The organism is Paraferrimonas sedimenticola, from assembly GCF_002282855.1.
Classification (GTDB): Bacteria; Pseudomonadota; Gammaproteobacteria; order Enterobacterales; family Shewanellaceae; genus Paraferrimonas; species Paraferrimonas sedimenticola.
Genome location: NZ_NRIR01000002.1, coordinates 16,257 through 41,665, shown reverse-complemented (window position 1 = coordinate 41,665; position 25,409 = coordinate 16,257). Strand labels below are relative to the sequence as shown.

At 50.7% G+C, this 25,409-nt stretch carries 23 protein-coding genes; 11 read left to right on the top strand and 12 right to left on the bottom strand.

Annotation, left to right across the window (positions count from 1 at the left end; translation table 11 throughout):
• The first annotated feature begins 94 nt into the window (after window positions 1-94).
• Together CLC93_RS03555 and CLC93_RS03550 are read left to right on the top strand one after the other, a co-directional pair.
• Entirely contained in the window at window positions 95-469 is a 375-nt protein-coding gene (locus tag CLC93_RS03555; RefSeq protein WP_095504579.1) for a nitrous oxide-stimulated promoter family protein, read from the top strand.
• Between the two features lie 77 nt (window positions 470-546).
• Complete coding sequence (locus CLC93_RS03550) at window positions 547-1,098, top strand: lipid-binding SYLF domain-containing protein (protein ID WP_095504578.1); 552 nt, start codon at window positions 547-549, stop codon at window positions 1,096-1,098.
• A gap of 54 nt (window positions 1,099-1,152) precedes the next feature.
• On the opposite strand, the gene CLC93_RS03545 is transcribed toward CLC93_RS03550, so the two are convergent.
• Entirely contained in the window at window positions 1,153-1,602 is a 450-nt protein-coding gene (locus tag CLC93_RS03545; RefSeq protein WP_095504577.1) for a GNAT family N-acetyltransferase, read from the bottom strand.
• Window positions 1,603-1,828: 226 nt separating this feature from the next.
• Here CLC93_RS03545 and CLC93_RS03540 point away from each other — a divergent pair, with 226 nt between their 5' ends.
• Window positions 1,829-2,143: a YciI family protein gene (locus CLC93_RS03540; protein ID WP_095504576.1), complete on the top strand. Its 315-nt coding sequence runs from the start codon at window positions 1,829-1,831 to the stop codon at window positions 2,141-2,143.
• A gap of 1 nt (window position 2,144) precedes the next feature.
• Here CLC93_RS03540 and CLC93_RS03535 read toward each other — a convergent pair whose 3' ends face one another.
• From CLC93_RS03535 to CLC93_RS03525, 3 genes are all read right to left on the bottom strand, one after another.
• The gene (locus tag CLC93_RS03535; protein ID WP_095504575.1) at window positions 2,145-3,353 is read right to left on the bottom strand and encodes a Bcr/CflA family multidrug efflux MFS transporter; all 1,209 of its coding nucleotides are present in this window, start codon (window positions 3,351-3,353) and stop codon (window positions 2,145-2,147) included.
• A 138-nt stretch (window positions 3,354-3,491) separates the two neighbouring features.
• A complete protein-coding gene (gene typA / locus CLC93_RS03530; RefSeq protein WP_095505007.1) occupies window positions 3,492-5,327 on the bottom strand; it encodes a translational GTPase TypA in 1,836 nt (611 codons plus the stop codon).
• Window positions 5,328-5,528: 201 nt separating this feature from the next.
• Window positions 5,529-7,115 (bottom strand): AbgT family transporter, encoded by a 1,587-nt coding sequence (locus CLC93_RS03525; protein ID WP_095504574.1) that lies wholly within the window; start codon window positions 7,113-7,115, stop codon window positions 5,529-5,531.
• Between the two features lie 423 nt (window positions 7,116-7,538).
• Between CLC93_RS03525 and glnA the strand changes: the two genes are divergently transcribed.
• The 4 genes from glnA to glnG all read left to right on the top strand — a co-directional run bounded on the left by glnA (window position 7,539) and on the right by glnG (window position 12,299).
• Window positions 7,539-8,948, top strand: coding sequence for a glutamate--ammonia ligase (gene glnA / locus CLC93_RS03520; protein WP_095504573.1), 1,410 nt, complete (start codon window positions 7,539-7,541; stop codon window positions 8,946-8,948).
• 228 nt (window positions 8,949-9,176) lie between these two features.
• Window positions 9,177-9,701, top strand: a complete 525-nt coding sequence (locus tag CLC93_RS03515) for a DUF4124 domain-containing protein (protein WP_095504572.1) — start codon at window positions 9,177-9,179, stop codon at window positions 9,699-9,701.
• A gap of 115 nt (window positions 9,702-9,816) precedes the next feature.
• Window positions 9,817-10,884: a nitrogen regulation protein NR(II) gene (gene glnL, locus CLC93_RS03510; protein ID WP_095504571.1), complete on the top strand. Its 1,068-nt coding sequence runs from the start codon at window positions 9,817-9,819 to the stop codon at window positions 10,882-10,884.
• Entirely contained in the window at window positions 10,881-12,299 is a 1,419-nt protein-coding gene (glnG, locus tag CLC93_RS03505) for a nitrogen regulation protein NR(I) (RefSeq protein ID WP_169902804.1), read from the top strand. The genes glnL and glnG overlap by 4 nt, the downstream gene beginning before the upstream one ends.
• Before the next feature lie 9 nt (window positions 12,300-12,308).
• Here glnG and fieF read toward each other — a convergent pair whose 3' ends face one another.
• Complete coding sequence (fieF, locus tag CLC93_RS03500) at window positions 12,309-13,268, bottom strand: cation efflux pump FieF (protein WP_095504569.1); 960 nt, start codon at window positions 13,266-13,268, stop codon at window positions 12,309-12,311.
• A gap of 47 nt (window positions 13,269-13,315) precedes the next feature.
• Window positions 13,316-13,777: a Spy/CpxP family protein refolding chaperone gene (locus tag CLC93_RS03495; protein ID WP_095504568.1), complete on the bottom strand. Its 462-nt coding sequence runs from the start codon at window positions 13,775-13,777 to the stop codon at window positions 13,316-13,318.
• Between the two features lie 163 nt (window positions 13,778-13,940).
• On the opposite strand from CLC93_RS03495, the gene CLC93_RS03490 reads away from it, so the two are divergent.
• A complete protein-coding gene (locus tag CLC93_RS03490) occupies window positions 13,941-14,627 on the top strand; it encodes a response regulator (RefSeq protein WP_095504567.1) in 687 nt (228 codons plus the stop codon).
• Window positions 14,615-16,009, top strand: a complete 1,395-nt coding sequence (locus CLC93_RS03485; protein ID WP_245837073.1) for an ATP-binding protein — start codon at window positions 14,615-14,617, stop codon at window positions 16,007-16,009. The genes CLC93_RS03490 and CLC93_RS03485 overlap by 13 nt, the downstream gene beginning before the upstream one ends.
• Here CLC93_RS03485 and CLC93_RS03480 read toward each other — a convergent pair.
• Window positions 15,998-16,627, bottom strand: a complete 630-nt coding sequence (locus CLC93_RS03480) for a TMEM175 family protein (protein WP_095504565.1) — start codon at window positions 16,625-16,627, stop codon at window positions 15,998-16,000. The genes CLC93_RS03485 and CLC93_RS03480 overlap by 12 nt on opposite strands.
• A 128-nt stretch (window positions 16,628-16,755) precedes the next feature.
• Between CLC93_RS03480 and trmL the strand changes: the two genes are divergently transcribed.
• Window positions 16,756-17,220 (top strand): tRNA (uridine(34)/cytosine(34)/5-carboxymethylaminomethyluridine(34)-2'-O)-methyltransferase TrmL, encoded by a 465-nt coding sequence (gene trmL, locus CLC93_RS03475; RefSeq protein ID WP_095505006.1) that lies wholly within the window; start codon window positions 16,756-16,758, stop codon window positions 17,218-17,220.
• Here trmL and CLC93_RS03470 read toward each other — a convergent pair.
• Window positions 17,217-18,650 (bottom strand): cobyric acid synthase, encoded by a 1,434-nt coding sequence (locus CLC93_RS03470; RefSeq protein WP_095505005.1) that lies wholly within the window; start codon window positions 18,648-18,650, stop codon window positions 17,217-17,219. The two genes, trmL and CLC93_RS03470, sit on opposite strands and share 4 nt — an antisense overlap.
• 5 nt (window positions 18,651-18,655) lie before the next feature.
• Window positions 18,656-19,048, bottom strand: a complete 393-nt coding sequence (locus CLC93_RS03465) for a DoxX family protein (protein ID WP_095504564.1) — start codon at window positions 19,046-19,048, stop codon at window positions 18,656-18,658.
• 105 nt (window positions 19,049-19,153) lie between these two features.
• On the opposite strand from CLC93_RS03465, the gene CLC93_RS03460 reads away from it, so the two are divergent.
• Window positions 19,154-20,059 (top strand): LysR family transcriptional regulator, encoded by a 906-nt coding sequence (locus tag CLC93_RS03460; protein WP_095504563.1) that lies wholly within the window; start codon window positions 19,154-19,156, stop codon window positions 20,057-20,059.
• Window positions 20,060-20,251: 192 nt separating this feature from the next.
• Here CLC93_RS03460 and CLC93_RS03455 read toward each other — a convergent pair whose 3' ends face one another.
• The 3 genes from CLC93_RS03455 to CLC93_RS03445 are packed head-to-tail and all read right to left on the bottom strand — an operon-like array spanning window position 20,252 to window position 25,175.
• Window positions 20,252-23,062: a CHAT domain-containing protein gene (locus CLC93_RS03455; protein WP_095504562.1), complete on the bottom strand. Its 2,811-nt coding sequence runs from the start codon at window positions 23,060-23,062 to the stop codon at window positions 20,252-20,254.
• A 20-nt stretch (window positions 23,063-23,082) separates the two neighbouring features.
• Window positions 23,083-23,868 carry a hypothetical protein gene (locus CLC93_RS03450; RefSeq protein ID WP_141237339.1) on the bottom strand — a complete coding sequence of 262 codons (786 nt, stop codon included), beginning with the start codon at window positions 23,866-23,868 and terminating at the stop codon, window positions 23,083-23,085.
• Window positions 23,826-25,175, bottom strand: a complete 1,350-nt coding sequence (locus CLC93_RS03445) for a CHASE2 domain-containing protein (RefSeq protein WP_095504560.1) — start codon at window positions 25,173-25,175, stop codon at window positions 23,826-23,828. The genes CLC93_RS03450 and CLC93_RS03445 overlap by 43 nt, the downstream gene beginning before the upstream one ends.
• Window positions 25,176-25,409: the final 234 nt, after the last annotated feature.

Below are 25,409 nucleotides of genomic sequence, written 5' to 3'. Positions count from 1 at the left end.
GCACAGGTCTAATTCCTGCCAGCACAAGTTGGCAGTTGCGTTTTGCTGTGGTGCAATCTCAACCAATACCCGAGTTGTTTAATAGGATTTAGCAATGGCAACTGAGCCGAGCTTAACTGGCAGTCTGGCTTACGAGTTTCGCACCATCACTGCCATGGTACGGATTTACTGCCAACACCATCATCAAGGGACGCACCCTTGCGAGGAGTGCCGCGACTTTCTGCAGTTCGCCCACAAAAAGCTGGTGCGCTGCCCCTACGGCCAAGACAAACCCACCTGCGCTAAATGCCCAATTCACTGCTATAAGCCAGAAATGCGCGAGCGTGCCAAGACCATCATGCGCTATGCAGGCCCACGCATGCTGATGCGCCACCCAGTAATGGCGATAAAGCACTTGTTGGCCGAGCGTCGGCCGGTTCCCGACAAACCGCCAAAGGGCGCCTCCGCTCGCCACCAATCTCGTCGATGACCGCTAAAACCGCGCACTACCCAGCGCGTTTTTTTCTGTTAAGCTATTGAGAATATAGAGACTAGGAGTCCAAAACCATGACACGCATAATTTCAGCCCTATTGATGGTGCTCGGCCTATCCCTTTCAACCAATGCGATGGCAGACGACTATCAACGCGCCATTGATACCTTCAAAGAAGCCGAAGAAACTCGCCACTTCTTCGACACCGCGTACGGCTTCGCTATTTTCCCAACCGTAGGTAAAGGTGGCATAGGTCTTGGCGGCGCATATGGTAAAGGCAAGGTGTATCGAGGTGGTGCCGTCACCGGCAAAACCAGCCTGACGCAAGTGTCTTTTGGCTTTCAGCTCGGCGGTCAGGCCTACTCAGAAGTGATTTTCTTTAAAGACAAAGCCGCTTATGACGACTTCACCTCGGGCAGCTTTGAATTTGGCGCGCAGGCCTCAGCCGTTGCGATTACCGTTGGCGCTAACGCCAAAGCCGGTACCACGGGTAACAGCGCCAGTGCAGGCCACTCTTCAGCAACTGGCAGCTACATCGAAGGCATGGCGGTATTTACCGTGGCAAAAGGCGGTTTGATGTACGAAGCGGCGCTGGCCGGACAAACCTTCTCGTTTGACCCTCTGTAACGTCGAGATTGAGTGGAGAAAAGGAGCCTTTGGGCTCCTTTTTTTGTGTCGAACTTACACAGGCACGTACGTCATGGCGACCAAATCTATGCCTTTAGCAAAGCCATCCGCTTCTACTCGAGTCACATGAAAGCCCATCTTTTGATAGAAGCCTTGGCTGTGTTGCGAGGTTTCGATTTGTACTTCTTTCTCGGGAAACTGCTGTTGAGCTTGTACTAACCGTTGCTCGGTTAGACTACGGCCATAGCCTTTGCCATGACGCTTCGAGTCAATCATGCCCCACGCCAGCACCACATAATCCTGCTTTGCGGCAATACCACCACAACCGATAAGCTGCTCATCATTCCACAAAGTCAGATAGCCATCGGGCTCGGCGAATCGCTTTAAGAAATCTTCAAACTCGTCACGTTCTTCTGGCGCAAAGTACTTGGGCATGTTGCTATCAAACAGCGCCATGCAACCGGCTAGTTGAGCTTGGGTGTAGGGCTTAAAGGTGAGACTCATGGAGTATCCGCTCAGACTGAATTGGGAGCGCTAGTATAAGATTCTAACAATGTAACGCCAACCTAAGTGCTGCGTTGCACATGGCCACAAGGCAAATCGAAATCGAGCAAATCTGTCAGCCAGCAAAGTTATCGGATGCACTGATAGCTGCTAGCTCAGCCGATTAAACCCCGAAATGCTTGGCGTTGGCTATGCTTATGGGCAACTTTTGCCCTAGGAGAGCGACATGGCCAAGTATCTGTTTGTTTACCACGGTGGTACTTCCCCAAACACTCAGGCGGAAATCGATGAGGTAATGGACCAATGGGGGGCTTGGTTTGCCTCCATGGGCGGTGCGGTGATTGACGGCGGTGCGCCAGTGGGACTGTCAACCACAGTGAATAGTGATGGCTCGGTAGTCAACAATGGTGGCGCCAACCCAGCCAGTGGTTACAGCCTAATTGATGCCGCTGATGATCAAGACGCGGTCAACAAGGCCAAGGCTTGCCCCATTTTAGCCGCGGGCGGCTCTATCGAACTGGCGCCAATTCATGAAATGTAAGCTAACTTTTGGGCGTTAGCCGGCAAGAAAGCGCGTACAAACTTGCTGCGCTAACGCTGCATAAAGCCATTACCAAAATCATTGGCCAAGCGGCTTGAGGTAGTAACGCCACCAAAGCGCTGATCACTGCCGCGGTGCCAAAGCGCAGGGTGCCGGTAATCGACGATGCGGTGCCGGCCATGGTCGGAAATTCGCTTAAGATGATCCCCATGGAGTTACTGCCGATCACCGAAATAGTGCCTATGTAGAGAGTCACAAAGGGCGCCACGCCCCACAAACCCCAGTCCAGCAGCCAAGCGCAAAACAGACCGATACCCGCCACGATTTTTAGTGCCAGTGCACCGCGCAGCATACTGTGAATGCCCACCCGTTTTACCCACTTGCCATTAAGGCTAGTGATTAAAATCATGCAGCCAATATTGGCGCCAAAGAAGTAACCAAAGTTTTGTGGCTCAACCCCATATAGCTCGATGTAGACAAAAGGCCCGGCGGTTAGAAAGGTAAACATGCCACTAAAGGACAACGCACCGGCAAGCACCAGTGCCATCGCACCTGGGTGAGTGAGCAAACGGGCGTAGTTCTTAAGCGCTGCGCGCAGTTGCAGCGGTTGGCGTTTTTCTTCGGCTAAGGTTTCTGGGATTTGCCAATAGGCGATGAGCATGACTATCGCGGCGACCATGGCCAACAGCCAAAACAGCGAGCGCCAGCCAAGCCAAACGCTCAAGTAGCCTCCGATAATTGGGGCCACCAGCGGGGCAACCGTCACCACCAAAGTAATAAAGGACATGGTTCGAGCAAAGTCTTCTCGCTCAAACAAATCGCGCACCAATGCCATGATCACCACAGAAGTGGCAGCACCAGCAAGCCCCTGCAAGGCACGACTCAAAACCAGCATGTCCGCAGACACGGCTAACGCGCACATAGCCGACAACAGCATAAAGGCGATAAGCCCGGCCATTAGCACAGGCCTTCGTCCCAGCGCATCGCTTATCGGCCCGTACACCAGCTGACCCGCGGCAAAGCCTGCCACATAGGCGGTCAAGGTCATTTGAATAGTGCCTGCACTGGCGCCCAGCGCATCGCCAATCATGGGCATGGCGGGTAAATAAATATCGATGGCCAGCGGTGTTAGCGCACCGAGCGCGCCTAGCACTAAAATCAGGCTTAAACTGGCCTGACGCTTAAGCGTGTCTGTCATCGATTGAGTCATGGATTTACTGCACCACAGGAGTCGAGGGCGCAAAGGCTACACGCTCCCCCCAATTGGGTCAATTGCTTATTTTACTGCCACTTAAAACAAAAAAGGCCGTCATATGACGGCCCTTTGGTAGTTAACTTCCGCTTACGCTTAAGCTTTTTTCGCTTCGCGGCTAGCGCGCTTACGCTCGTTTTCAGCTAGAAGCTTCTTGCGAATACGGATGCTCTCAGGAGTTACTTCAACCAACTCATCGTCATCGATGAACTCAAGGGCTTGCTCAAGGGTCATCTTGATTGGCGGCGTCAGTACCTGCGCATCGTCAGTACCTGATGCACGTACGTTGGTCAGCTGCTTACCCTTAAGTGCGTTAACCGTCAGGTCGTTGTCGCGGCTGTGGATACCGATAACCATACCTTCGTAAACTTCAACACCGTGGCCGATCATCAGACGACCGCGCTCTTGCAGGTTAAACAGGGCGTTAGTCAGAGCTTTACCAGCCGCGTTGGCAATCAGTACACCATTGATACGTTGACCAATCTCGCCACCTTTGTGCGGACCATAGCGCAAGAAAGTGTGATAAATCAGACCAGAGCCTGACGTCAGAGTCATGAACTCGGTTTGGAAGCCAATCAGTCCACGGCTAGGCATGATGAAGTCCATGCGAATACGGCCTTTGCCGTCTGGTGCCATGTCAGTTAGCTCAGCTTTGCGAAGACCCATTTTCTCCATGATGGAGCCCTGGTGCTCTTCTTCAACGTCTACAGTCACGGTTTCGTACGGTTCTTGTAGCTCGCCGTCGATTTCACGCATGATAACTTCTGGACGCGATACCGCTAGCTCGTAACCTTCACGACGCATGTTCTCAATCAAAATACCTAGGTGTAATTCACCACGGCCCGATACGCGGAACTTGTCCGGATCGTCGGTCTCTTCAACACGCAGTGCTACGTTGTGTACCAGCTCTTGTTGCAAGCGCTCAAGGATGTTGCGCGAAGTAACGTACTTACCTTCTTGGCCAGAGAACGGAGAAGTGTTCACCTGGAAAGTCATGGTTACGGTTGGCTCGTCTACAGACAGTGCTGGTAGCGGCTCAATTTCAGTTGGGCAGCAAACCGTGTCAGAGATTTTCAGCTCACCCAGACCGGTAATTGCAATCAGGTCGCCCGCTTGCGCTTTGTCGATCTCGTGACGCTCAAGGCCAAGGTAGCCCAGAACCGTACCCACTTTACCGGTACGGGTGTGGCCATCAGCACAGTTGATGGTCACTTGCTGGTTCGGCTTAACGCTACCACGAGTTACACGACCTACGCCGATAACCCCAACGTAAGAGTTGTAGTCCAGCTGCGAGATTTGCATCTGGAAAGGACCATCAACGTCGCCGGTTGGGGCAGGTACTTGCTCCAAAATGGTTTCGAACAGCGGGTTCATGTTGTCGCCCTGCTCGCCTTCTTCTAGCGACGCCCAACCATTGATGGCTGATGCGTAAACCACTTGGAAGTCCAACTGTTCGTCGGTAGCGCCTAGATTGTCGAACAAGTCGAAGACTTGGTCCATTACCCAGTCAGGACGCGCGCCTGGCTTGTCGATTTTGTTGATAACTACGATTGGCTTCAAACCCTGCGCAAAGGCTTTCTGGGTAACGAAGCGAGTCTGAGGCATTGGGCCTTCTTGGGCGTCAACAATCAGCAGTACCGAGTCAACCATAGACATAACGCGCTCAACCTCACCACCGAAGTCGGCGTGTCCTGGGGTGTCTACGATATTAATGCGGTAGTCGTTCCAGTTGATGGCGGTGTTCTTGGCCAGAATGGTAATACCACGCTCTTTTTCCAGATCGTTGGAGTCCATCACACGCTCGTCCATGTCGGCGCGGCTGTCCAAAGTACCGGATTGCTGTAGCAATTTATCTACCAGGGTAGTCTTACCGTGGTCAACGTGGGCAATGATCGCGATGTTACGTAACTTACTGATATCGCTAGTTTGAATACTGCTCAAAATGGCCTCTGTACTGAGTAATTGTACTTGGGTTCACACCCAAGTTAGCGGACGCTTAATAAAATGTGCGCGAAGTATAGCCGATTCGCTTTCAAAAAGATAACCAAAGCCCGCAACCTAAGTGGCTGCGGGCTTTGAGGATTTTCTGACTAGATACTGACAGCAAGATGACGACTGTCAGTTAGGCAGTGATTAAGGTTGGTAGTAAATCGGCGAGTTTGGACCCACTGGCAGGCCAAAACCAAATACCCAAATGTAGAACAGGGCAACCCATCCGACGAAGAACACCATGGAGTACGGCAGCATGGTCGCCACCAAAGTCCCAATGCCCATGTTTTTCTTGTACTTAGTCGCCACCGCCAAAATCAGGCCAAAGTAGCTCATCATAGGCGTTATAAGGTTGGTCACCGAATCACCAATACGGTATGCCGCCTGAATGGTCTCAGGGGCGTAGCCCACCAGCATCAACATAGGCACAAAGATAGGCGCGGTTACCGCCCACTGTGCTGACGATGAGCCTAAGCTCAAGTTCACCAAGGCACACAGGAAGATAAAGCCGATAAAGACTTCAGGTCCGGTCAGATTCAGCGCTTCCAACAAAGCCGCACCGTTAATCGCCAAAATGGTGCCAAGGTTGGTCCAGCTAAAGAAAGCAACGAATTGAGCGGCAAAGAATACCAAGACAATGTACATGCCCATCGAGCTCATGCTCTTAGACATAGCGTCGATAACGTCGCGATCGGTTTTCATGGTACCAACCACACGACCGTACACGTAACCTGGAATCGCAAAGGTCACGAAGATAAATACCACGATACCTTTTAAGAAAGGTGAGCCTGCTACGGCACCGGTCTCTGGGTGACGCAGTACACCGTTCTCTGGAACGATAGTCAGCGCTAGCAGTGCACAAGTGGCTAAGAAAGCGATACCTGCGTAGCGCAGACCTTTGCGCTCGGTGTCGCTTAAGTGCTGTACCTGATTGTTGCTCAAGTCTTCCGCCGCTTCTGACGGGTCGTATTTGCCCAAGCGCGGCTCAACGATTTTCTCAGTCACCCAAGTACCCAAAATGGCCACTAAGAACACCGAGATCATCATGAAGTACCAGTTGGCTTCTGGGCCAACTTCGTAACCTGGGTCAATCATTTGCGCCGCAGGAGTGGTAATGCCCGCCAACAGTGGGTCAATGGTACCCAATAATAAGTTGGCGCTATAACCGCCGGATACACCGGCAAATGCTGCGGCCAAACCGGCCAGCGGGTGACGGCCTAGGCTGTGGAAAATCATCGCTGCCAGCGGAATCAGCACCACATAGCCCAGCTCTGAGGCGGTATTAGAAAGAATGGCGGCGAATACCACCATGAAAGTCACGAGACGCTTAGATGCGCCCATCACCATGCCGCGCATCGCAGCCGATAGCATGCCCGAGTGCTCGGCCACGCTCACACCCAACAGGGCCACCAATACGGTGCCTAGTGGTGCAAAGCCTGTGAAGTTGGTTACCAGTCCTGTGACAATTTTTTGCAGACCTTCAGCGCTCATCAGGCTGACCACTTCGATCACCCCATCAGGGTCGCGACCAGCAGCGCCTTCCGGGCGTGGGTCGATGGCCGACAAGCCAAAGAAGTCGGCAATGCCACTAAATAACACCACGCCCAAAGCGAACATGGCAAACAAAGTAATTGGGTGGGGTAGTAGATTCCCTAAGAATTCGACACCCGCTAAAAAGCGGTTAAACCATCCTTTGTTATTGTCAGTCGAAGAGGTAACAGCGTTCGACATTATGTCCTCATTTTTTATAGTGATTGGTCTTGTTGTTGCGCAGGCACCTTAGCACAGCTTTTACGCGATTGGCTAATTTACTCAACGCCTAATAGGCCTGCTATTCGCCCGCACCAAAGCAGAACAAAACTTCCGATGTTCGCCGTCTGGCGGGGAAACCAAACTATCTTAGCTAAGACTGATAAAGATCATGGCAAGCTCACATCTTTGCACCATAATGGAACATGCAATGCACCATTTGCGTGCAAGGCGCGCTTGTGCCTGCACCGAAATGGCCCGCAAACCCTAATAAACAGTGCCTTACAATGTTGGCACGAGTTTCGCTTAGTGTTTCGCATCCATATGGCATTGCGCTAGTGCCGACCCAATTCGATGCGGTCGAAGTATTCGACTGCACCAATTTAATCATTCTGGAGAAACAATATGTCTGTAGAAAGTGTACTGAGTCTGATTGAAGAGCATGAAGTTAAGTTCGTAGACCTGCGCTTCACCGATACCAAAGGTAAAGAGCAACACGTATCTATTCCAACTCATCAAATCGACGCCGACTTCTTTGAAGAAGGTAAAATGTTCGATGGCTCTTCAATCCAAGGCTGGAAAGGCATTAACGAATCAGACATGGTATTGATGCCAGACCCAGCGACTGCGGTTCTAGACCCGTTCACTGAAGAAGCGACTCTAAACCTGCGTTGTGACATTCTTGAGCCGTCTACCATGCAAGGTTACGACCGCGACCCACGCTCTGTAGCTCGCCGCGCCGAAGAGTACATGCGCGCTTCTGGTATCGCTGACACCGTATTGTTTGGTCCTGAGCCAGAGTTCTTCCTATTTGACGACGTTAAGTACAAGACCGACATGTCTGGTTCTATGTACAAGATCGACAGCGAAGAAGCTTGCTGGAACTCTGACAAAGACTACGAAGATGGCAACATGGGCCACCGCCCAGGCGTTAAAGGTGGTTACTTCCCAGTATCACCAGTTGACTCTTCACAAGACCTGCGTAGCGCCATGTGCCTAGTAATGGAAGAGATGGGCCTAGTTGTTGAAGCTCACCACCACGAAGTAGCAACCGCTGGTCAAAACGAAATCGCATGTCGTTTCAACACCATGGTTGAAAAGGCTGACGAAATTCAAATCTACAAGTACGTTGTTCACAACGTAGCGCACGCATACGGCCGCACCGCGACCTTTATGCCTAAGCCAGTAGTTGGCGACAACGGTTCTGGTATGCACTGTCACCAGTCTCTAGCTAAAGACGGCGTTAACCTGTTCGCTGGCGACAAGTACGGCGGCCTATCTGAGACTGCTCTGTACTACATCGGCGGTATCATCAAGCACGCTCGCGCGATTAACGCATTTGCTAACGCTTCTACCAACTCGTACAAGCGTCTGGTTCCAGGCTTTGAAGCACCAGTAATGCTGGCCTACTCTGCCCGTAACCGTTCAGCGTCTATCCGTATCCCAGTGGTACCAAGCGCTAAAGCCCGTCGCATCGAAGTTCGTTTCCCTGATCCAACGGCTAACCCATACTTGGCCTTCTCTGCCATGTTGATGGCTGGCCTTGACGGTATTAAGAACAAGATCCACCCTGGCGATGCTATGGACAAAGACTTGTACGACCTACCAGCAGAAGAAGCCGCTGAGATCCCAACTGTAGCTGAGAGCTTCGAGCAAGCACTGGCTGCCCTTGACGCTGACCGTGCCTTCCTGACCGAAGGTGGCGTATTCTCTGATGACTTCATCGACAGCTACATCAACCTGAAGAGCGCTGACGTTGAGAAGCTGAACATGACCACTCACCCAGTTGAGTTCGAAATGTACTACAGCGTTTAAGCTAACCCGCTTAAAAAGAAAACCCGCCAAACGGCGGGTTTTTTATTACTGGTTACAAAGTTATCCACACGGTTACACACAGGGGACAGTCCCCTCCCCCAAATACCTGCGGTTTTATCCACATAGCCTGTTTAATTTGCCTCAAAAAAGCCGGAATGTTTTTGTTGATGATTTTTTAACAATTAGTGGTTAATCTATACTCAACAGTGAAATTTGAGGGTAGTCGAGATGCGTCACCTCCTTGTTTTGTTTGCAGTTATTAGCTTTGCTTCGAGTGCGGCGGTTTATCGCTGGGTGGACGAGAACGGTAAGGTTCACTATTCGGATGAGCCCGAGAAAGGGGTCAAGGCCGAGCAGATAGAAGTTAAAGAAGCGAGCTCAATCTCTGTAAGCCTGCCCAAGGTGGCGGACGTTAAAGAGCAGCAACCCCAAGCTGAGCCCATCGACTACAAGCTGTCTATTCGTTCTCCCAACAATGAAGAGACCATTCGCAACAACAACGGCAACTTCGAAGTTCACGTAGACATCGCTCCAAAGCTTTCCCCAAGCCATCGGTTGGCCCTGTACTTGAACGGTAAAGCCTACTCGGTGCCTCAGCGTAACGGTATGTTTCGACTGGTAAATATCGATCGTGGCGAGCACAACCTTTCTGCCAAGCTGATCGACAAAAACGGCAAAGTACTTGCATCATCAGCAGAAACCAAAGTGTTTTTGCATCGAGCCAGCGTTATTTCTCGCCAAGGCGCCGGATAATACGGAATTAATTCGAATTTTCTGGGCCGTATAAGCCTAGGCCTCTTGTTCGATGCACCATTTTGGTGCAGCATGGTAACGAGCTTTTATTTGCGCTCGAACACAGGAACAAGGGATGCAAACCGAACTGGTGCTCGATTCACTGTCTACCGCCGTCATTCTGGTAGACCCACAGCTAAAACCTCTGTACGCCAACAGTGCCGCCGAGCAACTGTTTGGTTTTAGCCGGGCGCGCCTTACCGAACACCCGCTATCCCATCATTACTTGTCGCTAGGCATCGAAGAGTCTGTACTGCGCGATCGAGTGCAACAACAAGCCAGTCTCAGCGTCAGCCAAATCAACTTGGTGACTTTGGAAAAGCAAGCTCATGTGGTTGATCTCACCGTATCGCCTTACGAAACCGACAGTGCTGGCGCTTCGGCACTGATTGAGCTGCGAACCTTAGACCAGCGACTCAAAATCCATCAGGCACTGGTCAGCGAAAACCAACAACAAGCCGCGCAGTTATTGGTGCGCGGTCTGGCCCACGAAATCAAGAATCCACTGGGTGGCCTGCGCGGCGCGGCGCAGTTGCTTGAGCGCGAGCTCGACGACCCGGATCTACAAGAATTTACCGGGATGATTATCGAGCAAGCCGATCGGCTGCGCGGTATCGTCGACAAACTACTCGGCCCGCAAAAGCCCACCGAGCGGGTTGAGATAAACCTGCACCGAATACTTGAAAAAGTGTTGCGCTTAGTGGAGATGACCCTGCCAGACTCGGTGCAGCTCGACCGGGATTACGACCCCTCGATCCCAGACTTAACTCTAGAGCCAGACCAGATGCAGCAAGCACTGCTCAACATAGTACAGAACGCCCAACAAGCACTGAGCAAAACCGGTGGGCGTATCACTATTCGCACCCGCACCCACCACCAGGTCAGCATAGGCCAGCACACTCACAAACTGGTGGCGGCAATTAGCATTATCGACGATGGCCCGGGCGTAGCCCCTGAACTGGTGGACACCCTGTTTTACCCCATGGTGACCAATAAGGCGCAAGGCTCTGGCTTGGGTCTTTCCATCGCCCACACCATAGTGAGCCAGCACCAAGGCCGAATCGAATGCCAAAGTGGTCAAGGCCAAACCGAATTCACCGTATGGCTGCCAATCAAGCCTCTGATTAAGGACAAGTGTCGATGAGCGAGCAAATTTGGATTTTGGACGATGACAGCTCAATCCGTTGGGTACTGGAGCGCGCGCTCACTTCCGCCGGTTTGAGCTGCTCGAGTTTTGCCGCTGCCGACTCTTTATGGCAAGCGCTAGAAAGCTCGCCACCACAAGTCATCATCTCTGACATTCGCATGCCGGACATCGACGGGCTGACCTTGCTGGAGAAATTACAGCAACATTATCCCCAGATCCCGGTGATCATCATTACTGCCCATTCCGACCTCGACAGTGCGGTTAACGCCTACCAATCCGGTGCATTTGAATATCTGCCCAAGCCGTTTGATATCGACGAAGCAGTGGCCTTAGCCCAGCGCGCGCTGAATCACTGCCAGGAGCAAGCCCAGCAAGCGGCCGCCGAAGAGGCCACCACTGTCTCCGAAATCATTGGTGAAGCGCCGGCGATGCAAGAGGTGTTTCGCGCCATTGGTCGATTATCTAAGTCCAGTATCAGTGTACTGATCAACGGCCAATCCGGTACGGGTAAAGAGTTGGTTGCCAACGCGCTGCACAAGCACAGTCCGCGCTCGCAAAAGCCATTCATCGCACTGAACATGGCGGCCATTCCCCACGATTTGATCGAGTCTGAGCTATTTGGCCACGAGAAAGGCGCTTTTACCGGTGCCGGCGGGATGCGCAAGGGCCGCTTTGAGCAAGCGGACGGCGGTACCCTGTTTCTCGATGAGATTGGCGACATGCCGTTGGCAGTGCAAACCCGCTTGCTGCGGGTGTTAGCCGATGGCCAGTTCTATCGAGTGGGCGGGCACACGCCGGTCAGTGTCGATGTGCGCATTATTGCCGCCACTCACCAGGACTTAGAAACTCGAGTGGCCAAAGGCGAGTTTCGCGAAGACTTATTCCACCGACTCAACGTGATTCGTATCCATCTGCCTAGTCTGTCGCAACGCCGCGAAGATATCGCCAAGTTAGCGCAGCACTTTCTGCAACAGGCCGCGGCCGAGTTGGCGGTAGAGCCTAAAAGCTTGAGCCTAGAAGCGCAGCATTTTATGAGCGAGCTACCTTGGCCGGGCAACGTGCGTCAATTGGAAAACACCTGTCGTTGGCTAACCGTGATGGCCAGCGGCCAAGAGATTTTGGTGAGCGACATGCCGCCCGAGTTGGTCAACGAACCGAGAGATTCGGCAACCGGCAGTGGCGATACCGTCGCCAGTGGCAGTTGGCAGGCGCAGTTGCAGTCCTGGGTACGCCAGCGCCTGCAAGCCGGCGACGAGTCCTTGCTGCAACAAGCGCAGCCAGAGTTCGAACGGATTTTGCTAACCACAGCGCTTGAGCACACAAAAGGCCACAAGCAAGCCGCGGCTAAGCTGCTGGGGTGGGGGCGCAACACCCTCACCCGCAAGCTCAAAGATCTAGGTATGAATCCTTAACCAAGCCAATTAGCTCGGCTTTGGCTCGGTTGAACTCGCCTGAGTAGGCGGTACTTCGGTCGTTGCCGCATCCACAGCTTCATCCTGTGCCGACGGCATTTCGGAAGGGTCTAAGTGAACCAATAGCTCGGTATCCGGAAACGCCTTTTGCACGCGGAACATAGCCGCGTCACCAATCGCATGGGCTTCAGCCAGCGATAATTTGGCATCTAAGGTAATGTGCACCTGAGCAAAGCAATACTTACCCGCCTCACGAGTGCGCAAGTCGTGGCTGTTGATAATTCTGGGGTCTTGTTCAATTAAACGCTGCATGCGCTGGCGAGTTTCGCTGTCGAGCTCGCGGTCTAACAGACCTTGTACCGAGCGATAGCCCAGGCCAATTGACTGGCCGCCAATATAAAGCGCAATACCAATTGCAAACAAACCATCAGCCCACCACAAACCGTATTGAGCCAACACCAAGGCCAGCAGTACCGAGCCATTGAGCAATAAATCGGAGCGGTAGTGCATGGCATCGGCTTCGATAACCGTACTGTTGGTAGCCTCAACCGCTTTGGCTTGCAGCTTAACCAAAGCAAAAGTCAGCACAATTGCCAGAATAGAAACGGCAATGCCCCACTCGCTGTAGCGAATCTCACTAGGGTCAGCTAAGCGTTGAGCGCCATAAACCGCCAAGAACACACAGGCGCCGCTGATAAACACGGATTGCGCTAAGGCTGCCAAAGGCTCGGCTTTACCATGACCAAATTTGTGGTCTTCGTCGGGGGGAATAATGGCGTAGCGGATCGCTAAGAAGTTGATTAATGACACCATGCCGTCGGCAAAAGAGTCAGTGAGTGAGCCCAGCATACTGGCCGAGCCAGATACCATCCAGGCAATCAATTTAGCTACTATCAGAATAGCCGCCGTCGCCATTGCGGCGCGGCTGGCCAGTTTTACCCAAAAATCGTAGTCGCGAGAGTCAGACATAAAAGCCGTCAGTTCAATAAGATATGACGGCTATTATAGCGGCTCACCTAGCGATTTCTGCTGCGCTGTTTGGAATTATTCAAACTCTCTTTAAACTTCTCTTGCTGCTCTGGAGTGAGAATTTGATAAATCTCGCTCTGCATGGCCAGCATACGCACCGCCGCTTCCACACGCTCGCTTTGCTGAGCTTCGATCAGACTGCGCGCTGCATTCTCATCAAAGCTCTCTGCGGTGACCACGGCCTGCAACTCAGCTCGATAATCCTGACGCTCTTCAGAGCGGTCCTTAGCTTGCTCGGCATAGCCCGCCATGATGTCTTTCACCGAAGTTTTTTGCTCTTCGGTTAAATCCAAACCGCGTAGTAAATGACGGTGGGAACCAAAACCGCGCTTCTTATCCATGCTATGGTAACCGCGCTCACTGCTAGGCTCTTCTGCCAGCGCTTGAGGAGCTAAGGCGCTAACGCCAACAATCGATAGGGCCAAAATAGTTTTTTGAATGGCTTTCATGGAAAATCTCCTTTGTGAAAAACGAATTGCCAACCTTGGTACCCAGTCTAATTCGGTCTATGTAAACCGCCGTCATCGCAAGGTAAATCTTTGTAAAGCCAGCTTAACCCCAACCGGCATAGTCGCTATTATGTAAACCAAGTTACCGCCAGATTGAGCCTATATGTCCCACTTACTACTAGTCGATGATGACGCTGGATTGTCCGAGCTATTGGCCGAGCTGCTACAGCTTGAAGGCTACCAGTTGACCTTAGCAGCCGATGGCCCCAGCGGTCTAGCGCAGGCTATGGAGCAAGACTTTGACGTCATTCTGCTCGATGTCATGTTACCCGGACTCAACGGCTTTGAAGTGCTAAAGGCCCTGCGAGAGAGCAAACAAACCCCAGTATTGATGCTCACCGCCAAGGGTGACCCCATCGACAAAGTGCTCGGGCTCGAGATCGGTGCCGACGATTATCTGGCTAAGCCGTTTAACGAGCATGAGCTCCTCGCCCGCATTAAGGCGCTCCTGCGCCGCGCCAAACTCACTCAAGCCGATGCCGACACCAGTCAGTCGATTAAAGAACACGACATAGAGTTATTTCCAGGCCGCCAAGAGGCGCACTGCAACGAACACTTGCTCGAACTCACCTCTACCGAATTTGCGATTCTAGCCCAACTTATCGATAGCAAAGGCGAGCTGGTCACCAAAGAAACCTTGTCGTTAGAAGTCTTGGGCAAACGCTTGGCACCATTTGATCGCAGTATTGACATGCACCTATCTAATCTGCGTAAAAAATTACCCGAACGGGATGACGGCCGCCCGCGCATCAAGACTCTTCGAGGTAAGGGGTACCTGTGGCTGGTTTAATGGCCAAGTGGCGTCTTAACAACCTGTTCGTCAAGCTGATGATTTGCTTTTGGCTGGTCAGCGGCTTGAGCATTGGCGGGCTGTTGATAGCACAGAAGTTATCCAGCCAAGAACCGCTGCAGGCGATTGACCCAATTGAGTTGCGCATTCTTAATCGCATCGCAGAACGAGTTGAGCGAATGCCGCTGCGCGCGCTGCACAAGTTCGACATCTCCCGTGAGGTCGAAGCGCGCTTTCCCAACATGCCAGAGGGCTTCAAACCGCCGCGATTTGTGCTGCTGGACTCCCAAGGGGAAACGCTAACCGGTCGTCGTGCGCCTCGCAGCGTGTCGTTTTTTCGAGTGGTTCGCGAAGAGAACCAGCTCGCAGAGCCCGCCAGCTACCAATTTCGCCGAGAGCGCGTATTCGGCCCGCAGATAGTGACCATTTCCGGCCAAGACTACGAGCTTTACGGTCGAATTGACCGCCCACCACCTAAACCCAAGCTGTATCAATGGCTCGACCGGACCGAGTTACTACTGGGATTAGCTCTGTTGCTGTCCGGTCTGATTTATGGCGCACTGGCCTGGCATTTGTCTCGCGGCTTGCGCAGCTTACGTCACTCGGCCGAGCGCATTGCCGCCGGTGAGCTGGCCCATCGCTCAGAAGCCTCGGTACGAGCTCGCGGCGACGAGATTGGCCAACTCGCTCAAGCCTTTGATCAGATGGGCGACTCGGTTCAGGCCATGATGCAAAGCCAGCAACGCTTGATGAGCGACATTTCTCACGAGTTGCGCACACCGCTGACTCGATTGCAGCTGGCTCTCGCCATCGCTAAGAAAAAAGGCCAAGAGTCGAAAGAGCTGGCACGCATGGGCTATGAAACCGAGCAAATTGAACAGATGATTCAAGAGCTATTGCAACTCTCGCGTACCAGCTTACAAGCCAGCGAAGACAAGCAGCGCTGTCGCTTAAGCGACACACTGGCAGGCGTGTTGGACGACGCTGTGTTTGAAGCTGAGCAGCAAAAAATCTCTCTGCAACACAGCGTCGACGCGGATCCCGAATTAGCGCATTCGCCCAAGCTCATCGGTCGCGCGGTGGAAAACCTATTACGCAACGCCATTCGCTACGCCAACTCAGCGGTTTATCTGCGCCAATACATTGAGGATGAGTCGTTGGTCATCGAGGTAAGCGACGATGGTCCTGGGGTCGAGCCAGACCAGCTAGAGCAAATATTTCAGCCCTTCTATCGACCGAGTGACGCTCGCGAGCGAGAGAGCGGCGGTGCCGGTCTTGGTTTGGCGATATGCGCCGCGGCGGTTAAAGGCCACGGCGGTCAAATCAAGGCTGACCGCGGTGAGCACGGTGGCTTGCGAGTAAGGCTTGAACTACCGCTTTAGAATGCGTTTTTTTAGCGGCTCCAATCGGTGCCGCTGAGAGAACAGAATAGGTACTAGCAAGAAGCTGAGCTCCCACGCCAGCGAGCTGTGAAAGGCCGCCGCAATACTCAAAGCCGCCACCAGTGGCTCAGACAATGAATCAGCGCTGCGAGCTCTAAGCTTGTCCATCGACAAACCCTCGATCAGCAACTCCTCATGGGCCGCTAAACGTCGCCACCCCAGCCACAGCATCACTCCCACCGCCAACAGGTTTACGCTGTACACCACCAGAATCAGGGTCTGACTGTCATCCACGCTAATAAACTGATTTGTCACAGGAACTAGCATCAAAAAGGCAAGCAGCCACAGCTGTTGCATCATCAAAGTGCGATCCAGCTTTTTGATGACCGAGAACAGCTCAACGTGCTTGACCCAGTTCGCGGCAATCACGGTAAAGGTCAGTAAATAAACCCCGATTTCCGGCAGGTTGTCGATCAGTATGTCTTGTAGCTCGCTAGCACTAGCAGTGGTAGTTATCGCCGGCAGCTCGACGTTACTGATCAGCAATATCAAACTCAGGGCAAACACTGTGTCTGCCAATCGTTGAAGACGATTTTTTGCCAATACCGGGTCTAACATGTACTACCTCACCTTGAATCTTTGAAAGTTAAGCTTTTGCTGTATCAGCCTAACCCATGAATCAGCAAGATGGCAGCTTTAGGGCAAAATCACTATACTGGCAGCCCTTATGTGCTATCGGTGATCTCATGTTCCACATCGCTCTCTACGAACCAGAAATTGCTCCCAATACGGGCAACATCATTCGCCTGTGCGCCAATAACGGCTGCCAGCTACATCTTATTGAGCCGCTAGGGTTTGATTTGGAAGAGAAAAAACTTCGTCGAGCCGGTTTGGATTACAGCGACTTGGCCAAAGTCCAGCGCCACGCCAACTTTGAAGCCTTTGCCGAGGCGATGGCTGGCAAGCGCATTTTCGCCTGCACCACCAAGGGTTCACGCCCCCATTCAGAGCTTAGCTTTGCCCCCGGTGACGTGCTGCTGTTTGGCCCAGAAACTCGCGGACTGCCGGATGACATCATTCAGGCCACGCCACTTGAGCAACGCCTGCGCATTCCCATGCAAGCCAACAGTCGCAGTCTTAACCTGAGCAACGCGGTGGCCATCATCAGCTACGAGGCCTGGCGTCAAAACGGCTACGACGGCGCGGTCTAACCCGCTTTTAGTATTTGTTGCAGTGCCTCTAGGTCGATAGCCTCTTCAAACGCATCCGCTAGACGGTCGAGCTCAGTTTGTAAATGCGCTTGCTGGTCGAGCTGGCGCTGAGCGTCCAATCCTGCCCAGTTGAGCAGAGTTTGGCAGGCCTCTGCCTTATCGAAGATTCCGTGCACATAGGTGGCTATCACCTGGTTGTCTGCACTGACTGCACCTTCGTTTTTACCATTGGTAAGAAATGGTTGGTGTTCGCTGATGTCACTGCTTCCGGCGTGAATTTCATATCCTTCAAACTCGGCGCGACGCTCGCCAATAGTCAGGTGACCACTGACTTGCTCTAAGGCTTTGTCAGCTTGTAATTTGGTCCGTATCGACAGGTATCCCAAACCTTTTGAGCTACCTGGCTGACCTTCGACGCCTTGTGGGTCATCAATGCTATTGCCCAAGATTTGCAGTCCACCACAAATCCCCATCAACTTACCGCCGTATCTCAAATGCTTGGCAATTTGTGCATCCCAACCCCATTTTCTGAGCGAGGCCAAATCGGCGCGAACACTTTTCGAGCCAGGAATAATAATCAGGTCAGCGGGCGGCAAAGGCTGCTCTGGAGCGGCGAACACCAACTCGACTTGCGGGTGGCGGCGCAGCGGATCAAAGTCGGTGTGATTGGAAATTCGTGGCAAGGTGGCCACCACCACTCGAAACAAGCCCTGATTGGCGTTGGTTTGCTCGATGGCATCTTCAGCAGACACTTGCAGTCCTTGCACGTAAGGCACTACGCCCAGAACCGGCACGCCGGTCTGCTCGGTTAGCCAGTCTAAGCCGGACTCTAGCAAGCTAGGGTCGCCGCGAAATCGATTGATGATAAAGCCTTTGACCAGGGCCTGCTCTTCAGTGCTTAGCAACTGATAAGTACCAAGCAATTGAGCAAACACCCCACCCTTATCAATGTCAGCAATGATCACTACCGGGCAATTGGCCGCAAGGGCAAAGCCCATATTAGCGATATCCCCTTCGCGCAGATTAATTTCCGCGGGAGAGCCGGCACCTTCGGCCAGTACCAACTGATGTGAGTCACACAAACTCTCAAAACTCTCTACCACTTGTTTGAGAAGCTTCGGCTTTAAAGCCTGATACTCTTGTGCCTGATAATTACCAATAGCCTTACCCTGCACTATCACCTGCGCGCCCACATCTGAGTTGGGCTTAAGCAATACAGGATTCATGTCCACCAAAGGCTCGACGCCACAAGCCATGGCTTGCAGCGCCTGCGAGCGGCCAATCTCGCCGCCATCTTTGGTAACCGCGCTATTTAGCGCCATGTTTTGCGGTTTAAAGGGAGCAACCCTTAACCCTTTGCGAGCAAACGCTCGTCCTAATGCAGCCACTGCGACGCTTTTACCCGCGTCGCTTGCGGTGCCTTGAATCATGAGTTTCAAGCGTTTTTTCCAATCATTGAATCAGTTGCGGGCGTTAGCCACAGCGCTTGTTTGCGCATCCATGCCACAACATAACTAGCAATCCCGATGAACACCAGCGCAGGAGTAGCCGATGGAATCTCAAAGGCTATGTGGAAGTATGCCGCGCCAATCATAATAGGCACCAGACCCGCTGCCGCCCAAGCACTTAAGCGTGGGATCCACAGGCCAATTGCAGCGGCCACCTCTGCAGCACCAATAAAGTAGCCGAACCAACTCGGTAAGCCCATCATGGCAAAGCTTTGATGCATTTCTGGCACGCCTACCACCTTAGCGCCACCGCCGTATAGCATGACAGCCGAAAGCAGTACCAAAGGTAGATACTTTAGAATCGTTTTTACTGTGTTCATGGTTTTGATGTCCCGTTCGTAATTATCAACGGGTTCATTATTTCGTGACCTAAACTTAATTAATATTTATTATTTTCAATCAAAATCATAATCAAGAGTTATAAAGTGGCTAGCATCGACCAACTGAAAATTCTAAAAGCCGTCAGCGAGTGCACCTCATTGGCTCAAGCCGCCGAGGTGGTACACAAGTCGCAACCGGCGCTGACTAACGCCTTAAAACAGTTGGAAACTCAGCTGGGTATCGAGTTATTTGACCGTAGTGGTTATCGGCTGCAGCTAAGTGATTCAGGCCAAGCTATCGCTCGGAAAGCTCGCCAACTGTTAGAGCATCACGCACAGCTAATCGACGCCGCCCGCGCCTTTGGCCAAGGCGAAGAGAAACAGGTGACCATAGCCATCGAAGCGTCGTTTCCGATTCACACCATCGCCAAACAACTACAGACAGTGCAGCATCAACATCCGCACACTCGCGTGGTGTTACACCAGGAGTATTTATCTGGGGCCTTTGAACGCTTGTCGAATCAATCGGTGGATCTGGCGATTACCCCCGTGCACCCACAGTTAACTCACCAAGTGCCCGTCTCTAGTCACTGTATAGGGCAAGGCCGCATGGTCAACGTCGCCTCACCAGATTTACTAGCACGTCACCCAAAGCTTGAGAGCGTGCGCCAGCTAATCAACGATAATCAAATCGTGGTGCAGGATTCTGGCTCGATGACCGCCGGTCACGAGCTAGACGTTTCCAGCGATCAAAGGCGTTGGTACGTCAATGATTTTGCTAGCAAGTTGTCGCTAATTCTGGCGGGTGCAGGCTGGGGGCGGTTGCCCATGCACTTGATAAATTCCCACCTCGATGGCGGCCAATTGCAGGTGATTGAGACTCAGGATATGGCCAGCGAAATCCAGCTTGATTATCAGTTGGTTAGGTTGAGTCGACACACACCTGGGCCGGTGGCCAAAAAGTTGTGGCAGTTGTTAACAGAGATCCCGTCCAAACATCAGTCTGATTAACAAGAACTCTCATCCTCGCTCTTAAGCTATTGTTGCAATTCAAATTATGCGGTTGCAGTCCAACAAATGCTGCCCTCGACATTCAGATTTGCGTTGATGGGGTTTCTACTTTTCCTTTAGCGAGAAACTAAGAACTGAGAGCAGTGAATACGCTGATCCAGCTGCTCTCGAATATGCGTTCCTTACTCGAAGTTAGTTGAGGGTAGACTCAGTTAGAATAAAAGCTCCCCAGTAGTAAGGGCTGCTATTCGTTTCTATCAGTTTCAACTTAGCATTCCTCAAAGACTCAGCAAAACTTTGAACTTTGACGCCAACGTCGTAGAAATCGACCACTAAATCAATCGTTTCCTCGTTAGGTATTGACCAAAGCGTCGTGACAGACGAAGCGGCGCCAGATACTTCGATGGCTCGTCGTAGTCCTGAGGTAGCTTGCCCATTCAACTGGTCGCCGATAGCAGTATCACACGCAGATAGCACAACTAACTCGGTATCTTTCAAATCCATTGAGGCCAGTTCATGCCAGTACAGAATACCATCAAGGCTGAACGATTCTTTGCCACTGATATTCGCTCCCGCAAGCGCGACACCCGTACTCATAGTGCTACTGCCGTAGCTAACAGAGACAGTGTTAGGATCGACCTTTACAACATTATCAACGGCTTCATTTGCAAACCCGTGAGAGGCTATGTGTAGGAAACGAGGAGACTTCAATGCACGAACGTTCTTTTCAGAAGCATCAAGCCCTTGCAAGACTCTGACTTCTATATCAGATTTTTCCAGAGCACCTTTGACGAAGTCTCTTTCTAACTCAATTCCTGGTAAGGGTAAAAACGAACCTCTGCTCCTCGTAGCAACTTTCTCTCCGGTGTGAATTGTAGACTGGGGGCTGCCATAATCAGGGCCAGCTACAACAGCTGCAGTATTATTGGTGTTACGAGTATTCGGGTCCGCAGCTAAGGCTCTAGATGAGGTGACATAGCGAATGAGGTGGGTGGATATCAGAAGATTCTGCCCACTATTCAATGTCTCAAACGGCAAACCACCGAGTTCACTATCAGGAGAGACAATAATCTGGCCTTTAGCTAACTCGTTGCTCGGGAATAAGGGAGCAAGCAGCAGGCGATAAAGCGCATGAGCTTGTTCTTCAATCTTTGATTGTTCCGCGCGGGTCGATGGCTGTTTAATACTCGCTACATATGTCGCGACTTCAGTATCAATTTCGTTAGCTTGCCCAATATCTACGAACTTAATTTCGTTCTGCTGAACTATAAATACCCCGTAGTGCTGTTGTCCCCGAGCCAGCATCGGATACAAAGGTTCAGCTTCAATATTCGTATATTTAACAAAGTCTAAGAAGACTGTGCCTGATTCAATGGCTTTCGCGCGCTTGCTAGAAACGTCTATTGGAGCAGTATCTTTATAAAATTGAGCTTGAATATCGCTTGCAAACTTTTCTTTTACACGGCGCGTCAGGGCGAGCTGTGTTTCCTTCTTATCCATGTAATCTTGTGAGACCCCTCCGCCATTGCCGGAAAGGTTCTTCAGCTCGAGCTCTAGTGCCATGAGTTCTTGATACTCTCGAATATCGCTCGCGTCCCCTCGCTTATATACCGCCGACGATAAGTAAGTACTCAAATTTGTTTCAATGTTTTTGGTTTTACCTACAGCTGCGAATGCAAGCTCAGTCAATTCAGGGTTTGTCGGAGCTCGAGCTAGTTCTGAAAGCAAAAAGTCTATGGATTTCCTTCTGGTCTCCAACAAAACGCCTAAATTGTCGTTACTCAGGGTCGCTGACCACTCCAATAACCTTTTGTCAGAGGCGTCCATGGCTTTGTTGAAGTAATCGACTGTAGATTTTTTGTCAGATTGGCTGAGATAATACGTTGCCAACTTCTGGTAGTTGATTTCATCAGTTGCCGACGACAGCATCCCATCGTTTTCGCCCTTAGCCAGCTGAAACTCAGGGTTTTGAACTCTAAATGCCTTTTGATCAAATAACTCAAGTAGCCCATTCAAAGATTCATCTCTTTGAGCGCTACTTGAATCAGACATTATCACCGCCAACAGCGAGTTACCGTAGAGTTCACGGACGTCGACAGGTTGCAGTCGAAGTCTTAGCTCATAAAGTGGTCTGTCATTTTCAGGAATATTGTAAGAAACTTCACTGAAAGTAGCTTTTCCTACTGTTTTTGCTTCGCGTACAACGGCTGACAACATGCCAGCAAACTGTTCGAAGCCAGCTTTACCTTTGGATGTTCGTGTTTCTGCCAAGTCTTTGAGAACATAATCGCTAGTTACCGCAAACATCTCAGTCGACAGTTCTTTGTCACCAAGCTTGTAAAGCATGTCTGCACAGTTAATTAATGCATGTGCTTTCAGAAGGTTAGTTCTCCAATTTTTGAAGTCATCGCTAGAACTACTATGCATCTCGATGCTTTGCTTTACGTGTGGAGAAAGTGCTTGGCAAGTGGTTCTTAGGCCCTCTAAATCATTACCGGCGAATTGGACTCGAGCCAATAAATTAACGAGGTTCGGGTCAAAACCCTTTTTGATTAAGGTTTTGGAATTGGAATCAGCTGAGATCTGCTCATAAATGATGTCTTTTGCGCGCTGCAGATTGCCAAAAAAAGCATTCGCCTCAGCAGTTTTTAGCGCAATCTCACCTTCCCGAGATTCACTCTTACGAGGATCATTATTCAACATAAAGTACCCGCCACCCACTGACACATTTCGCTCAGTTTCTTGCTGGTCCATTGACTTTACCAAACTGTAGGCTTCTTCCCATTTGGCGACGCGAGTCTCATCATGTGCTCTCACATCAAGGTTTTTAGCTTCAATTTCCAATTGTGCGAGTTTTCCAGCAGGAGTACTCTGATCAATATTCGGCATCCCAAATTGACTGGGCATTTGATATTTAGAAACATCAACCAGAGCTGATGCACATCCTGACAAATTCAGAGTCAATGCTAGGCTTATCCCTGTAGCCAATAACTTTTTTTTCATCGCCCTAAAGGCTCCTTTTTTTAGCGTTTATTTTTGTAATTCAGTATTTGGTAAGCGTTAAACTTAAATCCATGATCGTATAGCTCCAGCGATAAGGAGAGAATTTGAGCTTGAGATAGTTCGCCCCGCCGATAGGTGTTAATTAGATTAAGCAGCTCTTCGTTCAATCCCTGTTCGGATGCCAAAAAGAAGTCACCCGAATACAAAGCAAGACCGTCGTTGTAGATCTTCCATTGATAGGAGCGATTATTTTCCAAATTGGAAGTGTTTATTTTGATCACCTGAGAGTCGAAAGGCAGAGAGTCTAGCTCTACCCCTTCTTCGGAAAACAAAACAAATCTAGAGGCACCTTCCAAGGACAGTGGTTTGAACAAGGTAAAGCGGTTGGTAGCTAGCACGTCGTTATACGGATAGCCAGTTAACCGCTTCGGCTCATCGCTTCTTTGCAGAGCTAAAGTTTCTCCTGGCGTGGCTTTAAGGGCACTAAGTAACCAAGAGAGCTTTCCAAGCCTAGGACGCTCTTCACAGGCTTGCAGCTTCTTCAACTCGCTCTGAGAGTCAACTTCATAGCACTTATTGCCGCTAGTAAAGCAAAGGACAACTGAAGCCGAGAGGCTCGAAATAGAGCAGCAATCCTTACTAATAAACGGCAACTCCACTAACTCTCCGGAGACTTCAATTTCCTTAATTTTTTGCGCCGAATCAACGACACACGCGGATGCCGAAGCTTCACCAGTTACGAGTAAAAAAAACAGTAGAATTACTAGGAAAAAAGGACGATCCACAGTCCCATAAACCCGAAACATAACTTCACTCCTGTAGAAATTGATTTAACGATCTTATTGATACCAAAATAATTGGTCCGTCCCTTTTGCTCGCTAGTTTGATTTACTGTGTGGGATAAGAAATCAAACACTAATGCTGCCACGATAGGAGCAGGATTCAGCCAAACGGCGTAAGTGAGAAAGTAAGGAGTAATTAAGACTGCGATAAGGAGGATGTAAAAAAGGGTATATCCGATTATCAAGACATCCAAAAAGACGCGAGTTGCATATTGGCCCGCTCCGATAGATAAGCATCGTTGTCTGTTTTTCCAGAGTGCCTGAAAAAAGAAGATGAAAATTACCCCAACAATTACTTCCAATAACAGTGCTACTAAATTGCTTGTCTCGACTGGGTAAATAATATTGAGATACTCTACCGCCTGAAGACGGACCCCTGGGATATTCTGGTCAGCAATATAGAAAAAATCCTCGTTCCCATACGCTCCACCGAGAAAAACTGTATCCCATTTTGAACTCTCTACTACTTTCCGTAAGCCATCAAGAGTTTCAACAGATATGATCTGAAGCTGCCTAAGCAGGTTTACATTGAGTACTTGCAACGTGCGATGATCAACCATAGCTGAGGCTGAACTAGAGGACTCAAATAGACGAGACTTTATACTAATTGGCGAAGTTAGATCATCCAGAGACCAGGAACATATAGTTCGCTTATCGAGCTGCTTATTCGCGATAGCAGTCTGCTCATAAAGCGTAGTTGGCATGGCTTCAGACACCTTCGCCATTTTTAAAACGGTTCGATTGTTGTGAAGAACAACTGGCTCAGCGAACTCTATTCCTCTGGAGCACATATCATCGACCCAGCTCAAATTGGCTAGATATTTTTGACGAGTATTCACCCCAAATGGCAGAGCTAGATTGATGCTCACACCATCGTCAATCAAACTGCCAAGTTGTCGATAAAGAAGTTGGCTCTGCTCTTGAGAATTAAGCTGCGGTGATAGGTCTAGGTCGATAGTTAGAGTGGAAGGGTTCGCCAATGAGATTAGCTGGATTATCTCGGCTAATTTCGCACGACTCAAAGGAGACTGATACTCAAAGTACTCCTCATACATCTCTTGGCTAATTTCAATTACTGTAACCGGTAATTTTTTCTTATCTGGCGACGACTGATGATAAGCATCGAACTGGCCGAGCCTTAGGATAGTAGCGTCCAGCCAGCCTAGGTAGCCATAGTAGTCTAGAGGTATCAATATGGTGCCGATAAGAATTGTTCGAGCAAACCATTTAACTAAAACGTTCCGCTCTAGCCACCTTGCTAAGCGATTCACTTGTAATCCATTACCTTCATAAACAAAACGCTTGCGTCATCCTATTGACTTTAGCTCGCCTCCAAACTGTACATTGACTTAGGCGAATAGCTTTAGAGCGTGAAACAGACGTACAGGTCGTACATCAGAAAAAAGTACCCTCACATCTAACAATACAAACTAATACTGTGTAGCACACCCAGGAATTAAACATCCTATGAGAGGAGCCTCATTATTAAATACCTACGAAGCAGG

Bases quoted from the DNA above. Each gene is read 5' to 3' on its own strand.
- CLC93_RS03555 (WP_095504579.1), top strand. From the start codon at position 95: ATGGCAACTGAGCCGAGCTTAACTGGCAGTCTGGCTTACGAGTTTCGC.
- CLC93_RS03550 (WP_095504578.1), top strand. From the start codon at position 547: ATGACACGCATAATTTCAGCCCTATTGATGGTGCTCGGCCTATCCCTT.
- CLC93_RS03545 (WP_095504577.1), bottom strand. From the start codon at position 1,602: ATGAGTCTCACCTTTAAGCCCTACACCCAAGCTCAACTAGCCGGTTGC.
- CLC93_RS03540 (WP_095504576.1), top strand. From the start codon at position 1,829: ATGGCCAAGTATCTGTTTGTTTACCACGGTGGTACTTCCCCAAACACT.
- CLC93_RS03535 (WP_095504575.1), bottom strand. From the start codon at position 3,353: ATGACTCAATCGATGACAGACACGCTTAAGCGTCAGGCCAGTTTAAGC.
- CLC93_RS03525 (WP_095504574.1), bottom strand. From the start codon at position 7,115: ATGTCGAACGCTGTTACCTCTTCGACTGACAATAACAAAGGATGGTTT.
- glnA (WP_095504573.1), top strand. From the start codon at position 7,539: ATGTCTGTAGAAAGTGTACTGAGTCTGATTGAAGAGCATGAAGTTAAG.
- CLC93_RS03515 (WP_095504572.1), top strand. From the start codon at position 9,177: ATGCGTCACCTCCTTGTTTTGTTTGCAGTTATTAGCTTTGCTTCGAGT.
- glnL (WP_095504571.1), top strand. From the start codon at position 9,817: ATGCAAACCGAACTGGTGCTCGATTCACTGTCTACCGCCGTCATTCTG.
- glnG (WP_169902804.1), top strand. From the start codon at position 10,881: ATGAGCGAGCAAATTTGGATTTTGGACGATGACAGCTCAATCCGTTGG.
- fieF (WP_095504569.1), bottom strand. From the start codon at position 13,268: ATGTCTGACTCTCGCGACTACGATTTTTGGGTAAAACTGGCCAGCCGC.
- CLC93_RS03495 (WP_095504568.1), bottom strand. From the start codon at position 13,777: ATGAAAGCCATTCAAAAAACTATTTTGGCCCTATCGATTGTTGGCGTT.
- CLC93_RS03490 (WP_095504567.1), top strand. From the start codon at position 13,941: ATGTCCCACTTACTACTAGTCGATGATGACGCTGGATTGTCCGAGCTA.
- CLC93_RS03480 (WP_095504565.1), bottom strand. From the start codon at position 16,627: ATGTTAGACCCGGTATTGGCAAAAAATCGTCTTCAACGATTGGCAGAC.
- trmL (WP_095505006.1), top strand. From the start codon at position 16,756: ATGTTCCACATCGCTCTCTACGAACCAGAAATTGCTCCCAATACGGGC.
- CLC93_RS03470 (WP_095505005.1), bottom strand. From the start codon at position 18,650: ATGATTCAAGGCACCGCAAGCGACGCGGGTAAAAGCGTCGCAGTGGCT.
- CLC93_RS03465 (WP_095504564.1), bottom strand. From the start codon at position 19,048: ATGAACACAGTAAAAACGATTCTAAAGTATCTACCTTTGGTACTGCTT.
- CLC93_RS03455 (WP_095504562.1), bottom strand. From the start codon at position 23,062: ATGAAAAAAAAGTTATTGGCTACAGGGATAAGCCTAGCATTGACTCTG.
- CLC93_RS03450 (WP_141237339.1), bottom strand. From the start codon at position 23,868: ATGTTTCGGGTTTATGGGACTGTGGATCGTCCTTTTTTCCTAGTAATT.